Origin of the sequence: Curtobacterium sp. C1, assembly GCF_021049325.1 — a bacterium.
GTDB classification, from domain to species: Bacteria; Actinomycetota; Actinomycetes; order Actinomycetales; family Microbacteriaceae; genus Curtobacterium; species Curtobacterium citreum.
In genome coordinates, this window is record NZ_CP088079.1 from 1 (window position 1) to 22,524 (window position 22,524).

The 22,524-nt window shown below is 69.0% G+C and carries 21 protein-coding genes; 4 read left to right on the forward strand and 17 right to left on the reverse strand.

Features of this window, described 5'->3' with window-relative positions; genetic code table 11:
- Positions 1–248 precede the first annotated feature (248 nt).
- Positions 249–758, forward strand: coding sequence for a hypothetical protein (locus tag LQK89_RS17680; protein ID WP_231051009.1), 510 nt, complete (start codon positions 249–251; stop codon positions 756–758).
- A gap of 9 nt (positions 759–767) precedes the next feature.
- The gene (locus LQK89_RS17685; RefSeq protein WP_231051010.1) at positions 768–1,460 is read left to right on the forward strand and encodes a helix-turn-helix domain-containing protein; all 693 of its coding nucleotides are present in this window, start codon (positions 768–770) and stop codon (positions 1,458–1,460) included.
- A 24-nt stretch (positions 1,461–1,484) separates the two neighbouring features.
- On the opposite strand, the gene LQK89_RS17690 is transcribed toward LQK89_RS17685, so the two are convergent.
- The 6 genes from LQK89_RS17690 to LQK89_RS17715 form a co-directional block, all read right to left on the reverse strand.
- On the reverse strand, positions 1,485–3,170 hold the full coding sequence (locus tag LQK89_RS17690) for a helix-turn-helix transcriptional regulator (RefSeq protein WP_231051011.1): 1,686 nt from the start codon (positions 3,168–3,170) through the stop codon (positions 1,485–1,487).
- A gap of 147 nt (positions 3,171–3,317) precedes the next feature.
- Complete coding sequence (locus LQK89_RS17695) at positions 3,318–3,926, reverse strand: helix-turn-helix domain-containing protein (RefSeq protein ID WP_231051012.1); 609 nt, start codon at positions 3,924–3,926, stop codon at positions 3,318–3,320.
- Positions 3,926–8,935: a CHC2 zinc finger domain-containing protein gene (locus LQK89_RS17700; RefSeq protein ID WP_231051013.1), complete on the reverse strand. Its 5,010-nt coding sequence runs from the start codon at positions 8,933–8,935 to the stop codon at positions 3,926–3,928. The genes LQK89_RS17695 and LQK89_RS17700 overlap by 1 nt, the downstream gene beginning before the upstream one ends.
- A 247-nt stretch (positions 8,936–9,182) precedes the next feature.
- The gene (locus LQK89_RS17705; RefSeq protein ID WP_231051014.1) at positions 9,183–9,446 is read right to left on the reverse strand and encodes a hypothetical protein; all 264 of its coding nucleotides are present in this window, start codon (positions 9,444–9,446) and stop codon (positions 9,183–9,185) included.
- 579 nt (positions 9,447–10,025) lie between these two features.
- Positions 10,026–10,799 (reverse strand): hypothetical protein, encoded by a 774-nt coding sequence (locus LQK89_RS17710; RefSeq protein ID WP_231051015.1) that lies wholly within the window; start codon positions 10,797–10,799, stop codon positions 10,026–10,028.
- A gap of 162 nt (positions 10,800–10,961) precedes the next feature.
- Complete coding sequence (locus LQK89_RS17715; protein WP_231051016.1) at positions 10,962–11,273, reverse strand: hypothetical protein; 312 nt, start codon at positions 11,271–11,273, stop codon at positions 10,962–10,964.
- 81 nt (positions 11,274–11,354) lie between these two features.
- Here LQK89_RS17715 and LQK89_RS17720 point away from each other — a divergent pair, with 81 nt between their 5' ends.
- Positions 11,355–11,615 carry a hypothetical protein gene (locus tag LQK89_RS17720; RefSeq protein ID WP_231051017.1) on the forward strand — a complete coding sequence of 87 codons (261 nt, stop codon included), beginning with the start codon at positions 11,355–11,357 and terminating at the stop codon, positions 11,613–11,615.
- Between the two features lies 1 nt (position 11,616).
- On the opposite strand, the gene LQK89_RS17725 is transcribed toward LQK89_RS17720, so the two are convergent.
- The 7 genes from LQK89_RS17725 to LQK89_RS17755 all read right to left on the reverse strand — a co-directional run bounded on the left by LQK89_RS17725 (position 11,617) and on the right by LQK89_RS17755 (position 16,159).
- Entirely contained in the window at positions 11,617–11,799 is a 183-nt protein-coding gene (locus LQK89_RS17725) for a hypothetical protein (RefSeq protein ID WP_231051018.1), read from the reverse strand.
- Positions 11,800–11,881: 82 nt separating this feature from the next.
- Positions 11,882–13,303, reverse strand: coding sequence for a PIN domain-containing protein (locus LQK89_RS17730; RefSeq protein WP_231051019.1), 1,422 nt, complete (start codon positions 13,301–13,303; stop codon positions 11,882–11,884).
- 13 nt (positions 13,304–13,316) lie between these two features.
- A complete protein-coding gene (locus LQK89_RS17735; protein WP_231051020.1) occupies positions 13,317–13,517 on the reverse strand; it encodes a hypothetical protein in 201 nt (66 codons plus the stop codon).
- An 84-nt stretch (positions 13,518–13,601) separates the two neighbouring features.
- Positions 13,602–14,639, reverse strand: a complete 1,038-nt coding sequence (locus LQK89_RS17740; RefSeq protein WP_231051021.1) for a nucleotidyl transferase AbiEii/AbiGii toxin family protein — start codon at positions 14,637–14,639, stop codon at positions 13,602–13,604.
- Positions 14,632–15,285: a type IV toxin-antitoxin system AbiEi family antitoxin domain-containing protein gene (locus LQK89_RS17745; RefSeq protein WP_231051022.1), complete on the reverse strand. Its 654-nt coding sequence runs from the start codon at positions 15,283–15,285 to the stop codon at positions 14,632–14,634. Before LQK89_RS17745 ends, LQK89_RS17740 begins: the two co-directional genes overlap by 8 nt.
- A gap of 81 nt (positions 15,286–15,366) precedes the next feature.
- The gene (locus tag LQK89_RS17750; protein ID WP_231051023.1) at positions 15,367–15,666 is read right to left on the reverse strand and encodes a GIY-YIG nuclease family protein; all 300 of its coding nucleotides are present in this window, start codon (positions 15,664–15,666) and stop codon (positions 15,367–15,369) included.
- A gap of 13 nt (positions 15,667–15,679) precedes the next feature.
- Positions 15,680–16,159, reverse strand: coding sequence for a hypothetical protein (locus LQK89_RS17755; RefSeq protein ID WP_231051024.1), 480 nt, complete (start codon positions 16,157–16,159; stop codon positions 15,680–15,682).
- Between the two features lie 3 nt (positions 16,160–16,162).
- On the opposite strand from LQK89_RS17755, the gene LQK89_RS17760 reads away from it, so the two are divergent.
- A complete protein-coding gene (locus LQK89_RS17760; protein WP_231051025.1) occupies positions 16,163–17,002 on the forward strand; it encodes a DUF5677 domain-containing protein in 840 nt (279 codons plus the stop codon).
- Positions 17,003–17,018: 16 nt separating this feature from the next.
- Here the strand turns inward: LQK89_RS17760 and LQK89_RS17765 are convergent, their stop codons facing one another.
- From LQK89_RS17765 to LQK89_RS17780, 4 genes are read right to left on the reverse strand one after another with little or no spacing between them, the layout of a single operon-like run.
- A complete protein-coding gene (locus tag LQK89_RS17765; RefSeq protein ID WP_231051026.1) occupies positions 17,019–17,636 on the reverse strand; it encodes a prepilin peptidase in 618 nt (205 codons plus the stop codon).
- A gap of 10 nt (positions 17,637–17,646) precedes the next feature.
- Positions 17,647–20,949 carry a LysM peptidoglycan-binding domain-containing protein gene (locus LQK89_RS17770; RefSeq protein ID WP_231051027.1) on the reverse strand — a complete coding sequence of 1,101 codons (3,303 nt, stop codon included), beginning with the start codon at positions 20,947–20,949 and terminating at the stop codon, positions 17,647–17,649.
- Positions 20,949–21,914, reverse strand: a complete 966-nt coding sequence (locus LQK89_RS17775; RefSeq protein WP_231051028.1) for a hypothetical protein — start codon at positions 21,912–21,914, stop codon at positions 20,949–20,951. Before LQK89_RS17775 ends, LQK89_RS17770 begins: the two co-directional genes overlap by 1 nt.
- On the reverse strand, positions 21,908–22,519 hold the full coding sequence (locus LQK89_RS17780) for a hypothetical protein (RefSeq protein WP_231051029.1): 612 nt from the start codon (positions 22,517–22,519) through the stop codon (positions 21,908–21,910). The genes LQK89_RS17775 and LQK89_RS17780 overlap by 7 nt, the downstream gene beginning before the upstream one ends.
- Between the last annotated feature and the right edge of the window lie 5 nt (positions 22,520–22,524).

Here is a 22,524-nt window from a genome sequence, read left to right on the forward strand (position 1 = left end):
CCTGCGGGGCAGGCTTGTGCGCTTCGCGCCCACCCTCCTGCAGCTCGGCAAGCCGAGCCGCTCGTGACTCTCGTGGACGCCTTCGCTCGCCTCTCGGGGCGGTGCGTTACGGCGATCTCTGAGGGGTGCGATCGCTGCGCGATCGCGGCCGGGTTGTCAATCGGCTTGGGCATGACAATTTGTATGTGTCAGATAGGCTTCTAACACCCTGCGGTGTGTGGGGATCAGACGACTGGTAGAGGTGGCGCATGGCTGATCGACGGAGCAAGTCGGTCTCGTTAGGTTCGGTGCTCGGGTACTCGGACATCGCGCAGCAGATGGGCGTCGACGTGAAGTCGGTGCGGATCTACGCCAGCCGTGACAAGGACTTCCCAGCTCCGGTGACTCCCCCGGAGTGGCGGTCGCCCGGGTTCGCGCAGCAGGACGTAGACCGGTACCTCGAGCGCCGGCGGACGCGAGGGGCTGGGCAACGTGGCCGGCCCGCTCGTGGAGCTGCCGAGGAGCGGGTGCAGCTGGGGCCAGAGGTCGGTGAACGGATCCGGTCCCTGCTCGCCGAGCGCCGTGACGGCGCCACGGTGCGCTACGTGAAAGACCTCGCTCCCCTGCTCGGGTTGAGTGTGCCCTCGGTGGGGTTCCGGATGAGCGGCCGGGCGCGGTGGCTTCGGAGCGAGCTCGACACGGTCGCTGCAGCGCTCGGTGCGAGCGTCGACGAGCTCGTGGGTGATGCCGGCGCTGCTGCGCCGGCGGACGAGCGGTAGATCGACCGCATGCTGACTCCGACCGATCCTGTCGACCCGTGGGCTGACGGGCGCCTCCATCTGGTGCTCGCCTACGCCTTCGACGCGCACGGTCGTGACGGTCGGGTGAACGCGAACCAGGTCGCCGAGCAGCTGCACGTATCCCCCTCAACCGTCCGACGCTGGGTCAGGAACGCGCTGCCGGCGAAGCGTCGAACACTGGTCGAGGAACGGATCCTGCCGGCGGAGACCGCGGTCGCCTTCGAGGCCAAGGAGTACACCTTCGCCGCGGCCGCGCTCGAGGACATCTACGGTCGGGGGCTGCCGCCGGAGGACTACTGGCGTGAGCAGGGCTGGTTGGATTCGCACGTGCTCGCCGTGGTGGAGCTCCGCCGTCTCGGGGTGTGTGTTCCCCGGATCGGGCTCGCGAACGGGGATGCGAAGACCCAGGCACGCCTTCGAGCGGACGGGGGCGTGATCCTGGACCAGCAGGTCTTCCCCAACCGGTTCGCGGCGCAGATCGCCAAGGGGCAGGTCCTCACGGACGTGCACGCCTGGCGCGTTGTGGTCCCGCCCGGTTACGCCTCCCGCGGCCGCACGGAGGCGTGGCTGGCTGCAGCGCCGCGGCCGCCGCTGTCGACCTACTTCGACAACGCTCCGGTGAAGCCGCCGGCGCCGAAGCGGCGTCGCACGGCGAAGCGGGGCCGGCGCTCAACGGTGTGAGCTCCGGCCCCGCTTCGGGCTTCGTCAGGCGGGTGTGATCCGACGGATCGCGTCCTCGATTCGGATCTCGAGGACGTCCTTCGACGAGTGCTCGACCTGGTCCTCGATCCACGCCCGCGGCATCCGCTCATAGGGCAGCCCGGTGTGTGCGGCGAGCTGACGGATGATGTCGTGCTCGAGCTGGCCGGGGCCGCCACCGCCGTAGCCGAAGTTCCACCCGTTGAACTGGCTGCTGCGGCTGAGCAGGTCGACAATCGTGTCTCCGATTGCGATGTACACGGGACGGTCGCCGCTGTCTCCGGACGCGACGAGGGTCGCGTGGGATGGGAACGGCTTCGGCTCCGTAGGCCAGATGATGCCCATGCTGATCGTCTTGGTCTCGATGTCGAGCTCACCCCAGGCGACGATGTGACCGCCGGGTGCTCTGCCGTACCGCAGCGCGTCCGGGATGAGCTGCTCGCGGAGCATGCGTCCCTCACGTCGATCGGCGTACTCAGGGTGCTCCTCGATCGCGTCGATGAACCGCTCGTCCCACTTGCCCGTCATGATGAAGACCTGCGTCGGGTTGCGCTCGGGGAAGTAGCTCTCGGCGAGGTCGCGAGCGAGCCAGGTCACGGCGGGCAGCACCTGCTCGAGGTGATGGAACACCGTGGGGTCGGGAGCGTCGCTGTAGCGATCGACGGACTCGATCCAGTCCCGTAGCTCGTCGTGCAGCAGTCGGGCGACGGCCTCGCCGTCCTCGACTCGCTCCGGGTACTGCTCGAGGATCCGCCGCATCTGCGGCGTCGGGGTGTACGGCACCAGCCGAGCGGCGAAGCGGGTTGGGAACTCCTCGGCGTCGTCGCGGGGCGAGAGCGTCTCGGGCAGCTGCAGGCTCTCGATGGTGTGGAACCGGTAGGCGACCAGCGGAGCGAGCTCTGAGGCTGCCTTCCGTCGCGGGTGGCTCTCAGGCAGGTCGTGGAGGTACTGCAGGGCCTGCAGGAGGTCGCCCTGCTTGAAGCGGTCGTGGACGACGTCGACGGTGCGCTCCCCGGTGCTCTTCCAGCGGCGGATCGTGTCCCTCGTGTGCGCCTGGGTCGGGTACCACTCGAGGGGGAAGCCGAGCACCTTGTCGACGTCGCTGATCTGCGTCGGGGGCCAGATCGGATCGACGAACTTCCCGTCCTGCTTGGTCGCGACGATGTTGCGAACGAAGGCCCGGTAGCTCCCCTCCATCGTGTAGGTGTCGAACCACAGGGCGCTCGCGCCGGCGCCGGCGAGGTACTCCGAGTCGACCCACGTCATGATCTCCTCGGCCGCGTTCGTGACGGAGGGACCGGGGGAGCCGGGCAGCTTGGAGAGCACCACCACGGCGTCCTCGAGCGAGCCCCGTTCCCGTGCGAACACCCGGACGTGGTACTCGCCGTCCTCACGAAGCCGCCAGGCGGGGATCCGGGCAACCTCGTCGACGATCCGCTCGAGCGGCTGCTGGCGGGGCGGTGTCGTGGAGACCTGCGGGGTGGTCGTCGGGTTTTCCTGTGCCCGCTTCCACGCACGCACCTGGTCCCGAAGCCACAGACCTGCCCGGGGACCGAACGAGATTCGCGCGGGGAACGTCCCGGCCTCCTCGCGCTGGCGGATTCGGGACTGCGACAGTCCCGTCTGCTTCACCACTGCCTCGATGCTGAGGTACTCACGGCCCGTCCCGAGCCCCTGCCATCCGAACACCATGCGCTCGTTCCTTCCATCGCGACTACCCACCTATCGATAGGGACACCCCGCAATACGAGTCGGGCTGTTGCTAAGAACAGTAGTCGGCCTACCTGTTCTTAGCAACAGCCCGATTGCTGCGCGGCGTGTCGTTAGCGACAGTACGGGTCAGAGTGCGCGGGGGTCGTCCCGCTCGAGGTCGCTCAGGCCGGAGATCCGGAAGTCCGCGACCTTGTTGAACTGCCAGTTGTCGACGTACCGCTCGGAGTACACGGCGGTGAGGTACTCCATCGCCGCGGTGTCGCCGCCCTCGGCGTAGGCGTTGAGCAGGTTCTCGTACTCCTCGGGGGTGAGCTTCTGGCTCGAGTTGCGTCCTTCGCGGGGGTAGTCCCTGGGTCCCTGGGTGCCGTTGACGGAGACCTTCACGCCCTGCCGCTGCGGAGCCTGCTGCCGGCGTGCGCGCCTGAGCGCTCGAGCACGGCCGCGCTTGGTGGTCGCGGCCTGCCGGCTGCGCTTCTGCAGGTCCTTGAGGTGGCCGGCGCTCGGGGCGTGGTCGTTCTTGATCCACCGCTGGACGGTGCGCTGGCTGACGCCGAGACGCCGGGCTGCCTCGCGAGTGTCGATCGCTGCCTGCCCGTTGCGGGTGGTGCCGTACAGGGTGTTGAGCATGCTGCGGACGCTCGTCGACTCGCCGCCCACAGCGGCGCCGCGGTTGCCGGTGAACGCCTCGAACAGGCTCCGACGCTGGTCCAGCTCGTCCTTGGAGATCTTCGCCATCAGTTGCCCTCCGTCCAGTCAGTTAGAGAGCTCTTGCCCTCGTAGCGTCCGTCACCGGTGAGGAACTGCTGGTGGTCGGCCAGCAGCGCCGATCCCTCGTACTTGTACTGGCCGAGGCCGCGTCCGTAGTTCTTCGCATCGCCGGGCCACGCGGTGACGGGGTCGGCGTCGTCGCTGGTGTAGATCACGGTGTCCTTCGAGATCGCGACGGGCCAGCGGCCGGTGTCGGTGCCGATCTGATGGATGCGGCGGAGGATGTTCGCCTTCGCGCGGGCCTGGATGAAGTGGTACCGCTCGGGGGCGAAGCCCTCACGGTTCGCGTGGTGCTCGAACGACGCGGTGAGCCCGAGCGAGCGGACGTAGACCTCCTTGAGCAGGTCCCGGGCTCGCTGGTCGTCCGGGTCGGCGGTGTCGAGCGTGGTGCGGGCGTCGCGGACGCGCTCGTACCAGGCGTCGTAGATCCGGCCGTGCTGCTCCCAGAGGATCGCTTCGGAGATCTCCGGCTGGTAGCCGAGGGCCGTGGCGATGTCGAGGGTCTGGGTGGTGACCCAGGTGAGCTCGCCGGCGAAGTCGCGATCGCGGTTCCGGGGGTCGATCGGGTTCGGGGTGAGCCATTCGGCGCGCTCCGGCATGACGATCCGCCAGTACCCGGGCAGCTTCTTGTCGAACTCGTGCCCCTCGGTGAAGTGCGTCGGGACGCCGTAGCCGAGCTCGAGGCCGGAGACGCCGGCGAGGTAGCTGCCGCCGCGGTCGAAGGCGTGCACGTAGCGGTGCTCCCGCTCGGTGTCGGTGAGCTTGCGCTGCCAGTCGATGTCGGCTTCGAGTGTCGGGATCTCCGCGGGTGCGACGGGGCGAGACGGGGTGAAGTAGGTCTCCCGCTGCTCCCGGTTCTTCGCGGTGGTGAACAGCAGGTCCAGGCCGGTCGTCGAGGCGCTGATCGCGTACGGGGTGCGGAGCGCGTTGGCGAACCGCTGCAGCCGTCGGGCGATCGTCGCGGCGTCCGGGTTGTCGTCGACGATGTGCGCGGTGAAGTCGTCCTTGAGGGTGGACAGCAGCACGAACCGTGCCCGCAGCTGCCGGTGTTCCGGGTGCCAGACGCGGGTGGTGGTGTTGAGGTACTTCCCGTCGTTGCCGACCCGGTAGCCGGCGTCGAGAGCGCGCTGCGCGAACGGGTGCGCCTTGGTGAGCTCCTGCAGCTGCTTGGTGCGGTCGAACGCTCCTTCGATCTTGTCGACGGGGATCCCGAGCTCGAGCGCGGCGGCCTCGGTGACGAGCAGCTGCCCGTCCTCGGTCTTCCACCCGTTCTGCGTGCCGAGGTTCAGCTCGGCGACCAGCCGGGCGACGTCACCGAGGTGCACCAGCGGCTGGGAGGGCTGCACGCACTCCCCCGACGGCAGCCACACGCCGTCGGTGTGGAGCACGGCGAGCGAAGCCCGGAACGGCGTGGCCGTTGCCGCTGCGCGCCGCTGCGGAGCCGCGGCCGGCGTCGACGGGGCAGCCGGCAGCACGGCGGTCGGCACGGGGGCGGCGGTCGCGGTCTCTGCGGTGTCGACGTAGTCCGTGGTGTGCTCGTTCGGGTCGTCGGTCGGGCCGTCGTCTTCCACGTCGTCGACGGGTGCTGCCGGCGTCGTGGGCCGGACCGGCTCGCCGCCGCCGGGCAGATCGAACAGGCTCGGCGGGGTGACCGGCTCCGGCTCGTTCTTCGGGTCGTCGGAGCCGGTGCCGGCGTCACCGTCGAACACCGCCAGTGGGATGTCCCAGGCCCGGATGACGCCCTTGCCGAGGCGGACGGGACGAGCGTGCCGGCCACTGCTGTCGCTGTGCAGCCAGCCGTGCGCTTGCAGCGACGATCCGACCGACACCGAGGTCTCGGAGAACGTCTCGTCGGCGCGCTGGGCGACGTTGTTGACGGCGCCGAGGACCACGGACGGCAGCAGCAGCAGGCGGGCGTCGGCGCCCTCGCCCTTGATGATGCCCAGGCGCGTCCCGTTGGCGTTCCACGTCGCGAAGTCACCGCGGCCGCGCAGGGACCAGCCGCGGCTCTCAGCGTCCTCGGGGTGATCGCCCTGGGGGGTGGTGAAGTGGCCCATGCCGCTCGAGACGGCCTCGCGGAGGTACTCGAGCATCTGCTCGGCGGGGTCGCCGCTCTCGGCGTCCTGCATCGCGATCGCTTCGTAGATCCCGTCAGTGGCCCACTGGTTGAACGCATCCGCCCGAGCCGGCGACATCGCGCCGGAGTTGACCATCATGCGGAGCATGAGCTTGATGCCGTGGTCCGCGGACGCCGCGGCGCCAGCGAGACGGTCGAGGACACCGCGGTCGTGGGGCAGCCCGGTGACGCGCTTGCGCCAGTGCGCCGAGAGCGCCCGGAGCGAGCCCGCGGCTTCATCGGTGGCGTTCTCGGCGACCAGCTGGTCACGGTGCTGCGCGATCCACTGGATCAGCGACGCTCCGAGCAGCCCACGCGCCTCACGACGGTCGGTGCGCTCGAGCGCGGCCATGAGGTCCGCGCCGCCGGTGATCGAGCCGGGGTCGATCGGGATGGACAGCAGTCGGGTCTGTCCGGATCCGCCGATGCTCAGCTCACCCGTGGTGATGACGCTCGCCTCGAGGGGAGCGTCCATGCTGATGCCGCCGCGCTGCTTGCCGGTGACGCGCTCGACTCCGTTGTAGAGCATGCGTGCGAGGCCGCTGAGGCGCTTCTGCGCCCCCTTGGCGTCGCCGTCGGGTGCGAGGTCGTCGATCAGGACGGGCAGGTTCCGCAGCCCCTGCAGGGCGCGGGAGAGACCGATGTTCGTGCCGCCCTGGTTGGCGCCGGAGAGCACTTCCTTGCGGCCGAAGTGCTCAAGGCCGGGCGCGACGTACTGCATCGCCAGGCGGGCAATCGAGCTCTTGAACGACGCTCGGGCGCCGACCAGGTGCGTGATCGTAGGGACGCGCTGGAAGACGGACTCCCACACCACGCCCAGCAGCGGTGCGATGACCCGCGGCGGCAGCTCGTCGATCAGCGGCCCGGTGCCGCGCTCCCACGCGGCTCGCAGCTCGTCTCCGTCCCGGGTGGGAGCCGGCATGTTGTAGACGCGGTAGACGTCGGGGAACTCGACGTCGAGGTCGAGCGAGCCGCCCTTGGCGATACCGCCACCGCCGTGCACGAAGAACGGGCCGGCGTCGGAGTCGCGCCACCCCATCGCCGTGTAGACGGTCGTGTTCGCCGACGGTGCCGGGCGGGCGGAGAAGATCGCGTCCCAGGCGCTGTCCTTGCCCCTGCGGGACACGGACTCGAGGAACTGGGATCCCCACGGCAGCTTCTGCCACCAGGAGCCGTCTCGCAGCTCGTCAGGCCCCCAGGTGACGATCGCCTCTTCGATCTCCGGCACCTGCTGGCCCGAACCGTCGGGGTCGTCGACCATCACCGGCTTGCCGTCGGCGGTGCGGACCCAGCGGGAGAACTTGATCGTGATCTTGTGGGTGCCGCGGCTGGTCGACGACTCGAGGGCGTTGTCCTCGACGGCGGTGCTGAGAACCTCAGCCCACCCGCGCATGATGCGGAGGAAGCGCACGGTGTTCTCTTCGCCGCGGCGCTCGTGCTTGACCTGCACGGTCTCGCCCTGACGGACGATGTACTGCGTGCCCTCGTTCGGGCTGCCGTCGTCGCCGCGGATGAAGTCGTTGCCGCGGTACGTCGAGGGCGGGTCGTTGCGGTTGCCCCGGCCGATGTCGATCACCGTCGGCTCGTCGCGAGTGACACGGCGGCGCAGCTTGTCCGGAACCGGGACGTCGGCGACCTCGTGCGCCTTCACGGCGACTTGCGCCGCGAGGAGCGCCAGGGAGCGGATCGCGTCCACGGCCTGCTTGCCCTCGGGACCGTACGAGTCCGACAGGATCCCCGATCCGCCGGCCGCAGCGTCCAGGGTCCGGAACCGTGCGTCAGCGTCAGCAGCCCAGGTCTGCGCACGCTCGCGGTACTTCTCGTCGCCGGTCTCGTCGGCCTTCGCGATGTTCGCGGCGGCCTCCTTCTCGGCGATCGAGATCGCGGCGGCGGTCTTGCTCGCCTCGGCGAGCTTCGTCAGCGCCGCGACGTCTTCGATTGAGATCTCGATCAGGTCGTCGAAGCCGTTGCCGGCCTCGAGGTGGTCGGTCAGGTCGGACTTGTCCTCGCGGGTCGCGGGCAGGAACAGCCGCACCGTGCAGTCGCGATCGCCGAGCATGTCGTGCAGCGACGCCGCCCGCTTGTAGCCGGCAAGATCGCGGTCCGCGACGACGTGGATGACGCCGCCGGCGAGGACGTCAGCGAGCTCCTCGGGGAAGGAGCCGGCGCCCTGCGCGTTCGTGGTCGCGACCACGCCACGCTCGGTCGCGTTGTCGGCGTCCTTCTCCCCCTCAACCAGCCAGACCGGGGTGCCGGCGGCGACCGCCTGCAGGACCGCGGCGTGGTTGTAGAGCACCGGTGAGAACTTCGGCGGCTTGCGCGAGACCATGTGCCCGCGGGCGCCCATGAACCGCTGCGTGAACCGCTTGTGGGTGACGCCGTCGACGACGGTCTGCTCGCGGACGACCTCTTGCACGACAGTGCCGGCGGCGTCGGTGTACGAGTACACCGCGGTCTGCTCCCACGTCGCCCCGTCCAGGACGATCACGGCCGGCTGGGTGATCCGCGGCGGGGTCTTCTTCGGCGACCGGAATGCGACCTTGCTTCGAGCGGGCTTCTTCGCCCACTCGCTTCGCGGACGGTCCGGTAGGGGCCGGTCGAACAGATCCTGCACTCGGAGGCCGAGCGCGGCGGTGACGTCGGCGGCGCCGGCGTCACAGCCGAAGCAGTGCAGCAGGACGCTCTCGTGGTGACGGTCGTAGCGGACGCTGAGCGAGCGGGTGCGGTCCTCGTGCACCGGGCACAGAGCCATGAAGGTCTCGGCGCGCTTGTCGGGCTTGTAGCCGCCCTCCTCGAGGGCGTTGAAGACACGGTCGAGTGAGCTCCGCGGAGAGCTGACCGGCGGGGTCGCAAGACTCAACGCAGATCACCGCCCCACTGCTGGGGGCGCAGAGAGCGCACGCTGGGCTCGGATTCCCACCATCCGAGCAGGCGCTGCTGTACTATGTGCACCAGGATTCGCTTTCCATTCGGTCCGTCCGGAAGCGTTGGTCCGCCAAGACCTTCGCCCCACCCCCGGTCCAGAACCAGTCCGCCAAGACTCCAGGTTCTGAACCACCACTTGCTCCGATCCCCCGCTGGCTGCCAGGCCGCGGGGGATCTTGCTGTTACGCCGTCCTTGGCATCGGGAACTCCTGTTGTCCGTTGATGGCTGCACGACGAGCTTCGGCGACCCGAAGCTCCTCGAGCACGTAGTCGGGGGTGTCGAGCCCGTCGGCCTGCGCCAGGCGCATCGCGACGTAGCTGCTGACAGGGATGCCGAGCTCGCGAGCTCGCGCTTCGTAGAACTCGCCGTGATCCTCGGGGACGCGCGTCGGAAGCTGCACTCGGCGACCTCGAGATCGCCGGCCGCCCTTTCGTGCTTCAGCCATGCGACATTCCTAGCAGCAAACGGATACAGATACCGGCTGCTGGGTTTCGGCGTGTCGGAGCGCTGCTGGTGGGTCACATCCCGAGTAGGTGACCTCAGCCAGCGTCTGCGGACATCGCGAGACCAAGTTTCTCGGATCTGTTGCCAGCGTCGTGGCTGCCTGGATGTTCGCTGTGCAACGAGGCACGAACAACAGACCGCGCAGATGGTCCCCTATAAGACATGCTTTTTCGGCGTTACAGGAGTTACGCCTGCTCGCAGATCCGCACCAGTATGGGCCAAAACCCGTAACGCATCGTCTGTAACCCTGCCTCGCAGTGCGTGGTTACGCGTTACAAATGAGCCGGATCTGGATGCCCGGAGGCCGGTTTTGGGGTCAGAACTGCAACGAAGCGCTCTCGACGCGTCACGAAGCGACGTTCAAGTGAGCGTACGACCGCCGGCATGGGGTCTTTCGAGGCCGACGAGCGGGCTTCGTTGCAGGTTGTAACGCCTCTGCACGCCACTCGTGCACCCGCGGAAGTGCTTCGTTGCATAGGAAACGCTCAACCAACGCCAAGGATGAGCCAGGTTCAACCCCTCAGCGAACTCCGACGAGGTCGCTCTCGGAGCTGGCAACGAGGGAGCTCGGGAGATCCCACGCGCGCTGCACTTTGCCGTTGATCCGGAACGGGCGGGTCGACTTGCCGTCCTTCGCCGGGCGCAGCCAGCCGAGGGTGAGCAGGAGCTGCGTGTAGTGGGTTCGCTGGTCTGGCTGACTCAGCCCGGTCGGGTTCGAGAACAGCCGCAACGTCGATGATGGGTCAAGCAGGGCTCGGTCACCGCGAAGCACTCCAATGATCCTGCCGTCGGAGACGATCGTGCCGTCGTGCTGCAGGCTCGTGCCAGATGCAAGCGCCTCGGCGAGGAGCTGGCCCTCCCGTCGGGCGCTCTCTGCCGTGTGCTGCTCTGGTCGTTGTTGACCCCGTCCACGCATGGTTGGTGCGAGGGCGTCGATCATGGCTTGCTGCCCATCCGCGATGACTTCAAGTAGGTCGTCGTACCGGTCGGCTCGTGTCCAGTCGTGGATCGCCTGCGAGACGGTGCGCCCGTTGTACGGCGTGTGGAAGTAGCCGGCGATGTTGGGGGTGCGGCTCCACACGAGGAGCTGACAGACGATCTCGTACGTCAGCATGAGCCGAGCTCGGTACGGCTCTGGGGCCTCCCGCACTCGGTCGGGCCACTGGCGGATCGTCTCCGGACTCCGGCCGATGAGCTCGCTGAGCTGTCGGTAGGTGAAGAACTCGGACAGCTCGAGCACCGCGGTCTGGGTGGACTCGGGATACACGTTGGCTGCTCGTGCCGGCTTCGCCATGTCCGCATCCTCTCACCGGTCAGACGAAGAGAGAGGGCGGGGGTCCACTTGGGGGAAGCGGACCCCCGCCAGGGGGTAGAGACCCGATTGGGGGGAAACGGATCTCCGCGTCCATGATCCACCCACCGACCGACAATCGCGAGACCCGTCGGCGGCGAGCTGTCAGCGGGTCCGCTCCCCCGGCGCCGGCCGACGTACTGCGCCGTGCCACACCCACGCGCGTTGCGTGCTGCCGTCACGGTGGTGGAACTCGATCTGGGCGGCGCGGTCCGTGTACGCGATGACGCGCCCCTCGACCTCGACGGGCTGCTCCGGGTAGCGCACCCACGCGACCACGTTCTCGTCGTCGACGAGCTCGTGGATCTCGTCATCGCCGAGCTCCTGCGCGCTGAGCGAGATCGGCCGCGGCCGCGTGATGAAGTCGTTCACCGCCGACCTCGTGATGTCGGAGGAGTACCTCCCGTTCTTACCCATGCCACCATTAGAACAAACTTTCGAATGTTCGGAGTGGTGATGGCGAAGACTCGAGCGTGGGCGCCCCCGGAGCATCCCGAGGTGCAGCTGATCGACCCTTTCTCGCTGTCCGAGGAGGCCCGTGGGTCTGATGTCGTGCGCGCCTCCGAGCCGATGCCGGTCCATGCGTGGGTGCAGTTCCCGACCTTCCTGCATCGTGTGAAGGGGTTCGCCACGGCTTGGACGACGGACGCCGTTCTTGTCGAGTGGGGGTGGCAGGGGCGAAAGCAGGAAGCGTGGATCTGGCGCTCCGGTGTTCGACACCGCGAGCTCCGCGGTCGTGATCGAGCGGCGAACCGCTAGATCATCGACGCCCTCGCTGCACGTCGTCGATCGCCGCGGCCTCGTCTGAGATCCTCGCGATCTGGGCTGAGTCCGGGTTCGGCTGTCGTGTGGCTCGGTCGTAGTCGCGCACCAGCTGCCGACGTCGGCTCGCGAGCTCTTCGACCGTCAGCCACTGCAGTGCCTCACGATCGCTGTCCCTCACGGGGCGTGATCCTAGGCGTGGCCCCGAGCAAGCGTTGGTGTTGCGCGCGCATTGCGTTCGTATTGCAGTGTACTGACATTTCCTATGCGTCCGAGGGGTCGGAGCCGAGCTCGTCGTTTCCGTCGGCGTCGGCGTCGTCGGTGTCTTCGGGATCGTCCGTGTCGTCCGACGGGAGTTGTGCGGCCGCGGCTGCCGCCGCGGCGGCGGCCGCGAGGATGCCCGTCGGCGGCGGCGTGACTCCTCGTCGGGCGATCTCGGCAGCCATCCTCGCGACCGGACCGCTGTCAGCGGCGGCCAGCCGTCCGGCGCGCTCGGCCACGCTCGCAGCGAGAGACGTCATGGCGAGGTTCGGGGTGTACCCGCGCTTCGCGAGGTCCGCCATCGCACTCGCCAACGTCAGCGGGATCGCATGCCGTGCCAGGAGAGCAGCGGTGTCGTCGAGCTGGCTGAGATCGATCGACGTCGCGATCTGGCGCAAGCGTTCGTCGTTGAGCACCTTCACGGCGGCCGCTCGGCTTGCCGCGGTGGGGTCTGGTCGTGTGTTCTCGGCCGGGGTGAACCAGGGGGCTCGAGCGAGGTGCGTGCGGTCTTCGGCGACGTGGAAGCCGTCACCGTCCACGGTGTACTCGGCGGTGATGTCGAGCTCTTCGTAGGCGCTCGCGTCGACCTCGTCGGGCCAGTTGATCCAGTCGAGAACCACGCGGGCGGTGAGCCGGATTCGGGTTCGGTACGACCGGCCACCGTCGACGAGGTCCCGGACGTAGGAGAAGACCAGCTCGGGTGTTCCGGGATCGCTGACGTCGGCGTCGACGGGTTCTTCGACGTCGAACGCCATCCAGATCTCGGGAGCGTGGAGGGTGCCATCGGGAAAGAGCGCAGCCACGAGCTGCTCGAGGTGGTCAGGGTCGGGCGTGGTGCGGTTCTCCTCGCTGGCGTACTTCTGGGGCGGGTCGAACTCGTTGATGTTCCGGTAGAGCTGGATGCTCCCCGTCGTCAGGATCTCGCTGGCTTCTGCCAGGAGCGTGGGGTGGAGCTGCCCGCTGCCCTTGCTGCTCTGGTAGCCGTCGTCGTTCGAGACGAACACGATCGTTTCCTCGGGGTGCTCGCGGATGATGTCCAGCACGGTGTACCAGTGCAGCGCATCCCGGTAGCCTCCGCCGTTCTGATCGAACGGTGGTCGGCGGTCGATGGCCCGCTGGGAGACGTCGTCGTGACTGATCGTCGGGGTGTCTCGGATGAGTACCCCGTCGGCGCCGAGCCACACCTCGGCGTCGTAGCGCGAGGCCCACTGCTCGATCTCGTCGGCGGCCTTCTGCAACGCTTCCTGCACTGCCGCTGGGGCTCTGCGAGCGTCGCCGCGCAACCGCACGTCCCGCCGGTTCGCTTGGACCTTCGCTGTGATTTCCGCCGCGACGATGCGGGGCGCGATCACGGTGAGGGTTCCGTCGGCGATCGCGTCCTTGATGCCGCGCCAGGCGCCGCCCTGCAGCTCGGGGTTGGTCACGACGGCGTTGGCGTCAAGGATGAGCAGCATCGGGAGTTCCTTCGTGGGTGGTTGCCTGGTGCGCGCCGAATGGGCTGTCCGAGCGGCTTGCGGCGTCGTAGCGTGCCCAGGCGTTCAACGCATGCGGATCCGGCTCGCGGCCTTCGTAGACGGCGCGAGCGATCTCGTTCGCGTAGACGTCGCGCCACTCTCGCGCGATCTTCTGCAACGGCATCCCCACCCCTCCTGCCTGCCGATCGATCGTAGAGGGGCCGTCTGCTTGCCGGCAGACCCCATTTGGACCCCGTTCGAGGGGCCGTCAGGCTCCGGAGTTGCGGCGGCCGCGGTAATGCTCGCTGACCGGGTGCCCGCTGCGAACATGGGCATCGACGTGCACGGGCCGATCGTCAGCGCTGTCGGCTGCCGGTGGTGTTTCGTCTGCAGCGTGCCAGCCGTGGCCGGGCGACCAGGTCTGGTCGCTGTCGCCGGCGAGGGCCGGGTCGACGAGGGTGCGGACGAACTGTTCGGCTTCGTGGACGTCGGTGATCCCACCAGCCGACGGGGTCGCCGCCGCGAGGGTGCGGTACTGCCGGTCCCAGCCGTCGGGCACGGCGAACGTCCCGATCGGATCGAGGTTGGTGCGCCGGCGCTTGTGCTCGATCGCGGCGTGCAGCTCACGCATGCTGATCTGTTGCGTCCGGGCGATGGTGACCAGGTCGACGAGGTCCTTCACGCGGCTGCTCGGCTTGCCGTCGTAGTCCTGCAGCGTGGCGCACACCTTCTCCGCCACCTGGTCTGCGACGGGGAACAGCCGGTACTGCGGCGCCGGGAGATCCCGCGGGAGCGCGAGCCGGTTCGCAGGGGTGACGGTCTCCACGGTCCCGACGGGCGCCGGTCCCACGACGACGTCGACGGGCACCTCCCCCACCTTCCGGCCGGTCTGCGCGTCGAGGCACGAGAACAGCAGCCGTCGGGTCTGGACGCCGGGCTGGTTGTCGCCTCGACCGGTCGGGCGGGCGGCCGTGAGCTCGAACCGGAGGTGATCGTCGAGCTGCTGCCCCGCGGCCCGCTCGAGCGCCGCCTGCGCCTCGTCGAGATCTCCGCTCGAGGAGGCTAGGTCCACGTCTTTCGTCGCGCGGGTGTGGGAGACCCGGGCGAGCATCGCGCCGCCGCCCTTGAGCAGCCACTCCGACTGCTCCCCCTCGGCGAACACCCGAGACAGGAACCGGTCGAGGCGGGCCTGGGCGATCTGCGCTGCGACGTCCTGGTTCGTGGTGCCCTCCGAGCGGGCGCGCTGCGCGGCGGCCTTGATCGCCGAGGAGATCGCCGTCCAACTGCCGTACCCGCCCTCAGCCATGCGCCACCGGGTTCCGGATCCCAGCCAGCGCCAGTAGGTCGGCCGCGAAGTCCTCCCCGTCGCGGAAGCCCGCCGGCCGGGCGAGCGGTTCCAGGTACTCGGCGAGCTGCCACGGCCGGACGAATGTGCCCTGCTCGTACGCGGAGAACAGCGCGTCAGCCACCAGCGACGGGTCCATCCAGAGCCCGACCAGGTCCGCGATCGTCCGCTCGACTGTCAGCGTCGGCACGCTCTCGGCGAAGGTCACTTCCGCCGGCGTCAGCGATCGCACCCGGAGCCGTGCCGGCAGTCTCGTGCCACGGCGCTCCGGGACGATGAAGTCCGTCTGCTCCGGGTAGAAGTCGCCGATGCCGTGCAGGATCGCGGCCGTCACCCCGGCGGCGACCACCGGCGCCACACCCGCCTCGGACGCCGGCCGGGTCGCGCCGCCGAGCGCGAGCCACGTGGCGTAGATCCCCTCGTGCTCGAGCTCCGGCGCACCGGCCATTCGGTACACGCCCTGCGCGACCCGCACCAGCGCCCCCGACGCGGTGAGCCGGGTGAGCGTGTTGCGGCTGACGTCGACGGCCGCCGCCTGCTCGGTCGTGACCAGCCCCCATCGCTGTTCCGCGACCTCCGCGAGCCGCGCCATCGTTGCCCCTGCCATACAACGATTGTACCCAATAACAGGTACAAACGTTATAGCTCACATGGTCTTGATGTGTATCGCGTGGCGGCGTCGCCTCTGTCAGTTCAGGATTGGGCGCCCCTCGGACTGCAGCTGACGGATCCAGAACGACTCCCGCTCGTAGGCCTCCCGGCGGCAGCCGGTGAACTCTTCGATCAGCACGATCTGCGGCTCCCGGTACTCAGCAAGAAGCTCGCGGATCCACGCGCCCTTCTTGGTGCTGCCGGGCTTTCGTACGTGGTCGCGCCGGCGGTCCGCAAGAGTGGCCGCCGTCTGGCCGACGTAATGCGGTTCGCCAGTGAGCGGATCGACCAAGGCGTAGATCCGGTATACCTGCCGCTCGCCCGAGGAAAGCGTCATCGCGAGAGCGAGCTCAGCGTGCGTCCGTGCACAGCGGCACGTCTCCGTCGGTCTCAAGGCCCTCGTAGGGCCGATAGTGCGCGTCCGCGCTGCCGCGCTCCGGCTGGTCCGCGAGGATCCACCAGCGGGGGTAGTCCGGGTTCTCGACCTCGAGCTCCACGAAGCGGGGCGTGCCGTACGACTCGACCGTGCCGGACAGATGCAGCCCCTCGTCGACGAAGTGCACGGTAATCGTGTCTTGCGCTCCGAACCGCGCAACCTCCGCGTTCCACTCTTCGTCGTCCGGCTGCACCCAGCCCAGGACTCCGTACTGCCGCTCCCGGAGGGCGTCGGTCGCCTCCTCGAGGGGGTTCGCCTTGCGGTCCCGTGTGGGGAGCACGATGGCGTCGACGACGTACCCAGTGTCCGAGAACAGCGTGAGCTTCCAGACGCCGTCGCCTGCGCCCACAGGGACGTCACGGCTGATGTTCACGTGCGTAGCGATCTGTTCCATGCGGTGAGCGTAGCCAGAGGCGCCGACGGCGTTGCCGACACGGTTCTAGGGTCATCGAGGAGGAGACCCATGACTGCCGATTCGACGTCGCCGACACCGCCGGTCAACACCCGCGACTCGCGGGCGGTGCTGCGGTACCTCATCGCGCTCTGGGAGTCGCAGGATCTCACCGAGGAAGTGTCGTTCCTCAGCGAGCGAGTGCAGGCCGGTTTGGCTGTCTGGGCGCTGACTTCGCACGCCGTCGAGTGTGGCCGCGCGGTCCTCACGCTCTACAACGCGAAGCAGCCGATCGCTGCAGCTCCGGTAGTGCGGCTCCTCCTCGAGGATGCCGTCACCGCTGGCTGGTTGGTGGTGTACCCGCAGAACTTCCGAGCTCTGGTGAAGAAGGGCGTCGACGAACGCCGGAAGCTGTTCAAGGAGCTGATGGCACGGGACGGGTTCGAGGACTGGGCTGCTGCAGCCCACGATGATGCGCTCGCGCTCGCGGACGAGCTCCGGGACGCCGGAGGGTTCGTCCTCGAGCAGCGCATGAAGGAGCTCGCCGGCACCGACGGCCTGTACAGCCACTACCGACTGTTGACGCGGCTCTCGCACGCCGGGACCGGAGTCGTGGACTTGTACCTGATGACCGACGACCGGTCCCCTGCCGGTGTCGGGCTTCGCACCTTCGGTGCGCTCCCCGAGGCCGGCGGCACGATCGGTATCGCGGCCGCCATGCTCAACGCGGCGCTGATCGCTTGGGACTGCTCGCGGGTGCAACGCCGCTGGGAGACCGAGCTCACGACGCTTGCCGAACGGATGGGCGTCAGCACCGAGTGGCGTCCGGCCGACGACAACAGCTAGCACCCTGCAGTGCTCCCTACGCGGCGACGCCGATGAGGTGCAGGACCGCGGCCGCGATCGCGCCGCCGAGCAGGTAGGGGCCGAACGCGATCCACTGGCGAGTCGATCTGGTGCGCACCAGGACGACGAGGGTGTGCGGGATGGCGATCACGTACGCGAGGATCGCGCCGGCGAGGACCGGCTCCCAGCCCCACGTGCCGAGCCACGCGCCGAGGATCGCGGCGAGCTTGAGGTCGCCGCCGCCCACTCCCCCGGCTAGGGCGAGCGCGAAGTAGAGCACCCACATGGATGCGGCGCCGGCGAGGGACCACCAGAGCCGGGTGATGTCGTGGTCGGCGATCGCGATCGCGAGGCTGCCGGCACCGACGACGACGGCGAGCGGGTAGACGATCGCGTTGGGGAGCATCCTCGTTCGGAGGTCGATCGCCGTGAGCCAGATCCCCGTGCACAGGACGACGACGAACTGGATGACCACCAGCGCCGGCACGGTCCACTCTTGGCCAGCTGCGCCGAGGGTGGCGATCGCGAACTCGAGCACCGCAAGGCCGACGGCCCCCACGCGCAGCGGCGCATGCCACCGCTGCGCGACGGGAGCCGCCGGCGTCGCCGGCGCGGGAGGGACTTCGGTGCTCACCACGATGACCTCAGCTCGAGATCGTCTGGCGTTCGCGGATGCGGCGGATGAGCTCCGCGGTCTCGTCCTCGGGCTCGTAGCCGTCCTCGAAGCTCTCGAGGAAGGTCGCGTGCTGAGCGACGATGCGGTCCACACCCTGAGGGTCGCCGGCCTGGTACTCGGCCTTGATGGCGTCTCGCCAGTAGACCTCGTTGATCGGGTCGACCTGCCGGCCGACCGCGGCCGCGAGACGTGCGTTGGCGAAGTCACCGATCTTGAGCGACCGCGCGGCGAGCTCGTGCGCGGCGTCACCGATCGCAGCGATCATCTCCATGCGGTCACGCTCGGCCCAGCCGTAGCGCTTCTCCTTCACGCCGCTGAACGGCTGCGCCTGCACCAGCTGCAGCGCGGCGACGAGATCCGGCGTCGACGTCGTGGGCAGGTCGTCGCCGATCAGCTCGAGCCACACCTGCCAGTCGGTGGTGACGCCGTCGACGCGGTACTTGTCCTGCCCAACAGGCGGCAGGTACGGGTCGCCGTCGTCGTTGTGGCCCAGCCAACGGCGAGCACGGCTGGTCAGCCCGTTGCGTCGCTGCTGCGCCTGGTCGCCGTTCGGGGACTTCCCCGGCCAGATCGCGTTGCTGACCTCCTCAGCGGAGGACACCGCGTGCAGCGCCAGGAACGCGATGAGCTCGGTCGCCTGGTTGACGTACGAGGTCTTCGCGGTGCGAGGTTCGGTCCCGCGGGCGTTGATGACCTCGACGCTGCCGAGCAGCCGCACGTACGGGCCGTCCTGCAGCTTCGCCAGCGCCGGGTGCTGCTCCGCGAAGGCCTCGTCAACCGAAATCGCCTCTGAGACGCCCTCAGCGGCCGTCTGCGGCTCTAGGACGGATGCGGCGGCATCATCCGGCGCGCTGTCCTGCGCGGTGCTCTCAGCGGCGGCCTGTGCGCTGCTGGGGGCGAGGACACGGTGGAGGGTGCCCTTCCAGGCTTCCGCGTCGTCCTCGCCGGCAGTGACGGTCTGCGCCGGCGCGGCTTCGGCTGCCGGTGCCGGCTCGACGGGTGCGGCGCCGGGGAGCTCGTCGACGTCGATCTCGACCTGGTCGATCTCGCCGGTCCAGGTCGGGCCGGCGACGGAGTCGAGATCGGTGACGTTGAACAGCGCGAGCGTCTTCCGGTACTCCTCCGGCGTCACCGTCTGCGGGGTCAGCTGCAGACCGATCGGCTGCAGCACCGCGGTGCGGTCAGTGTTCAGCTGCAGCGTCCAGTCCCCCACGAGGTGGCCGTGGCTGATCGCTGCGATGCCGACACGGGGAACCCGAGCGACCAACGCCGCGAGCTCATCACGGATCGGCTCGTCGGGCAGTTCGCCGAGGATCACGATCTCCGGCGTCCACCCCTCGGCGTCGGGACCGACGGAACGGGCCTGCTCGATCGAGCTGACTCCGAGACCTTCGAGTGCACGCTCGACGGCGGCGGCTTGCCCCCGCAGGTTCCGCAGCAGCACCTCGACGTCGTCCACGTGCCGGACTCGGCCGGTGTCGAGTGCGTCCGGCAGCCCGGGCGCGATGCCGACCAGGGTGATCTGCAGGTCGTCGGCCCATCGGGACACCGCGAGCTCAATCGCGAGTGCGGTGAGCGCTTCGGTCGTGCCCTCCGCGTCACCAGCGAGGTTGAGCGCGCCGAGGTGCTCGAGGTCCACGAGGATCTGCGCGTTGCTCTCGTCGTGGCCGAGGGTGACCAGCGCCGGGTACGGCGCCGACGGGGTCCGCTCGAGGTCACCGAGTCCCGCCGGGTCGACGGTCCAGGCGAGCTTGTCGTCGCTGAGCTGCACGAACGGCGCCGGGAGGTCGGCTGCCGTGTCGAGGTACAGGCCGATCTCGTCGTCGGCGAGGCGGATGGCGTAGAGCTGCGGGAGTTCGGCACCGGTGTCCTGCGCCCAGATGGCGAGGGTGCGGAGAGTCTGGTCGACCTCGTCCATTCCGAGCGGGTTCTCGACGGCGCGGAGCTCGAGCTCCATCGTCGTCAGCTCCTCCGCCGGCATGCTGATGCGCTGACCAGGTCGGCGGTGCCGCAGCTGCTTGAGCCGGCGGACGCCCAGCAGGGTGAGCAGGCCCGCGGCGAGGACGCCGCCGATCCCGCCGGCAGTACGCCACGGCGCAGAGAACAGATCATCCACCCACGTCGCGTCGTCCTCGTCGACGTCCGTCACCTGCGTCTGCGGCGCGGCAGCTGCAGAGGACTCCTCGGTCGGCTGCGCCTCCTCGGACGGGCCGGCAGTCGGCGACGGCGTCTGCTTCGTCGGTGCCGGGGTCTCTGCAGCCGGTGCGGGCGTCTCCGCGGCCGGTGCGGGCGTCTGCTCGGCGGGTGCCGGCGTGGGCTGTGCTGTCTGCTCGGCCGGTGCCGGCGTCTCCGCAGCAGGCGCAGCCGCTGCCGCCGGTGCGGCCGCGGCCGCGGGGATCTCGAGCACCCAGCCGGGGCGGAGCACGCCGGGATCGGTGAGGCTCTGACCGTCGGCCTGAGGCTTGCCCTGGTTCGCGTCGAAGAGCTCCATGTAGCGATCGCCGTCACCGAGAGTGCTCTGCGCAACCTGCCACAGGCTCTCCCCCGGCTGCACGGTGTGCTGGGTCGGGGTGGCGGTGTTCGCGTCAGCGGGGAGCTTGAGCACCCATCCGGCGTTGAGCCAGTGATCCGACGTGAGCGTGTGACCGTCTGCCTGCTGGACGCCGTAGTTCAGCTGCGCGATCTCCGGGTAGCGCTTGCCATCGCCGAGGTGCTGCTGCGCGATGTTCCACAGCGAGTCACCGTCGCGGACCGTGTACGTCGGCAGGTTCGCACTGTCCGCCGCCGGAGCCGCGTCGGTGGGCGCGGCAGTCTGCTGTGCGTCAGGTGCAGCAGCCGGTGCGGCGTCGACGCTCTGAGACACTGAGGTCGCAGCCGCTTCGGGAGCTGCAGCCTGTGCGCCGGCCGGAGATCCGACCGCCGCACCGAAGCCGGCGAACATGACCAGCACCGCCCCGATGAGCACGGCAGCGCCCTGCCGCTGCAGCCGCAGCGGGCCGACGCGCGGCGCCTCGATCCCCCGGATCGTCGCCGGCAGCTCAAGCACGAACGCCACCGCGAACGTCGCCCAGGCCACCCAGGCGATCAACGGCAGCAGCGTGCCGATGAGGAACCCGCCTGCGTAGTCCGGGGTCGTCAGAAGAGACGCCCAGCGGTCGGCCGACGGGAACGGGTTCCCAGCCAGCGCAACCAGCGCGACCGGAATCCCGACCAGCAGGACGGCGAGAGTCAGTAGCGACCCGATGCCGGCAAGGAATCTGCGCATGCTCATCACCCCTTTGTGTTGACGGACTGCAGCTCGCCGATCTCGGCAGTCGTCGTGCTCGTCTTCGTGATCGGGATCGTCCCGGAGTCGCCGCCGCCGGACCATGTCACGGCCCATTGGCTCGTCGCCGTGATCGTGTAGCGCCCGCCGGGCTGGCCCTTCGACGTCTTCGCGTACTTGTAGCCGCAGTCAGGCGAGTCGGCAAGGCCGCGCGAGGGCGTGTAGGCCGTCCCGGGGCTGCCGCACGCGACGGTGTGACCGTCGCCCATGTTCCACAGGATCGAGGTCACCTTCGCTTCGGCGGTGATCGTCACTCCACCGAGCGTTGCCGTCTGGTCGTAGGGCCCGTAGGTGAGCGGCTGCGGGTTGTCGACCCACATCCACACCGGAACGCCGACGTAGGACTTCGACCCGGGAACGTTCGGGTCCGGAGCCAGACCGACATCGATGCCGCGGAGCTGGAACGTCTTCACGAGCTGCTGCGCCGCCTGCGCAGGAGTGAGCGTGTTGACACCGGCTGGCGGCGTGTCAGACCAGAAGGTTCCACCGAAGCAGTCGCGACCTGAGGCCGCACCGCAACCGTCCGGCGGCGTGCACGAGTACCAGGCTCCGGTCGCAGCACCACCGGGAGGAGCCGGGGGCTGATCCGCAGCGACCTTGACGTAGCAGCCTTGGCCGCTGTTCCAGGCACCGGAGTCGTTCGAGCACGGGATCTCCTGCCCGTCGTTCTCACACTTCGTCGGGCCTGCAGGGATTCCTGTCCCGGGGTTCGCGGAAGACCCGCCGCCCTGCGACCCACCTCCCCCGCCGCCCTGCTGACCGGGGTCGTCTACGTGGGTTGAGCAGTTCCCGAAGACGTCGCAGTCGACGCCACCGCTGGCAGCGGAAGCTGCCTGGGGCGCCGCCAACGTCACTGCAGCCACCACGACGGCGAAGACGAGTGCGCTCAAGCGCTTGGTACCGGTCAGCATGAGGTCGCCACCTGCTCGAAGTTCCGAACGAACCAGGCGTGATCCGCCGGGCTGTAGATCACGCTCACGTTGAGCTTGGTCTGATCCGAGGCAGGACGCTGGTTCTCACTGCCGTCGGCCTTGACGTACTTCACGTCGCTGGTGTCGTTGCACACGGAGAGCGTCACCGACCCGAACGGCACCTTCGTCCCGTCCGCGACCAGCTCCCCGGAGTAGCCGCTGAGCACGGTCATGACCTGCTTTCCCGACCGGGTCGTCTTGTCCAGGCGTGACGCCTCCGCGGACTGCTTGATGGTCTGCAGTGCAGGGCCGGTTGCGTACTTCGCGACCTCATCCATCCCCTCGCCGTTGTTGTTCAGCGCGTCGTTCGCGGCTGCGACTTCACGCTGCAGCGTCTTCCCGGCCTCGGTCTGCGCTTCGTCATCGCTCTTCGGAGCAGCGACGGCTGTGGACGTAGCGCTGGGAGTCGGCGTCGCGGTCTTGGTCGTCGTCGCGCTCGGTGTGGGGTCGCTTGCGGGCTGGGTGGTGCATCCGGCGAGGAGGGCGCTGCCGATGATGACGCCGGCGACGGTGCCGAGGACTCGGTGTCGTGAGGTCGTGTGCATGGCGT

Excerpts from the sequence above, each read along its gene's own strand:
- LQK89_RS17680 (WP_231051009.1), top strand. The coding sequence starts at position 249 with ATGGCTGATCGACGGAGCAAGTCGGTCTCGTTAGGTTCGGTGCTCGGG.
- LQK89_RS17685 (WP_231051010.1), top strand. The coding sequence starts at position 768 with ATGCTGACTCCGACCGATCCTGTCGACCCGTGGGCTGACGGGCGCCTC.
- LQK89_RS17690 (WP_231051011.1), bottom strand. The coding sequence starts at position 3,170 with ATGGTGTTCGGATGGCAGGGGCTCGGGACGGGCCGTGAGTACCTCAGC.
- LQK89_RS17695 (WP_231051012.1), bottom strand. The coding sequence starts at position 3,926 with ATGGCGAAGATCTCCAAGGACGAGCTGGACCAGCGTCGGAGCCTGTTC.
- LQK89_RS17705 (WP_231051014.1), bottom strand. The coding sequence starts at position 9,446 with ATGGCTGAAGCACGAAAGGGCGGCCGGCGATCTCGAGGTCGCCGAGTG.
- LQK89_RS17710 (WP_231051015.1), bottom strand. The coding sequence starts at position 10,799 with ATGGCGAAGCCGGCACGAGCAGCCAACGTGTATCCCGAGTCCACCCAG.
- LQK89_RS17715 (WP_231051016.1), bottom strand. The coding sequence starts at position 11,273 with ATGGGTAAGAACGGGAGGTACTCCTCCGACATCACGAGGTCGGCGGTG.
- LQK89_RS17735 (WP_231051020.1), bottom strand. The coding sequence starts at position 13,517 with ATGCCGTTGCAGAAGATCGCGCGAGAGTGGCGCGACGTCTACGCGAAC.
- LQK89_RS17740 (WP_231051021.1), bottom strand. The coding sequence starts at position 14,639 with ATGGCTGAGGGCGGGTACGGCAGTTGGACGGCGATCTCCTCGGCGATC.
- LQK89_RS17745 (WP_231051022.1), bottom strand. The coding sequence starts at position 15,285 with ATGGCAGGGGCAACGATGGCGCGGCTCGCGGAGGTCGCGGAACAGCGA.
- LQK89_RS17750 (WP_231051023.1), bottom strand. The coding sequence starts at position 15,666 with ATGACGCTTTCCTCGGGCGAGCGGCAGGTATACCGGATCTACGCCTTG.
- LQK89_RS17755 (WP_231051024.1), bottom strand. The coding sequence starts at position 16,159 with ATGGAACAGATCGCTACGCACGTGAACATCAGCCGTGACGTCCCTGTG.
- LQK89_RS17770 (WP_231051027.1), bottom strand. The coding sequence starts at position 20,949 with ATGAGCATGCGCAGATTCCTTGCCGGCATCGGGTCGCTACTGACTCTC.
- LQK89_RS17775 (WP_231051028.1), bottom strand. The coding sequence starts at position 21,914 with ATGCTGACCGGTACCAAGCGCTTGAGCGCACTCGTCTTCGCCGTCGTG.
- LQK89_RS17780 (WP_231051029.1), bottom strand. The coding sequence starts at position 22,519 with ATGCACACGACCTCACGACACCGAGTCCTCGGCACCGTCGCCGGCGTC.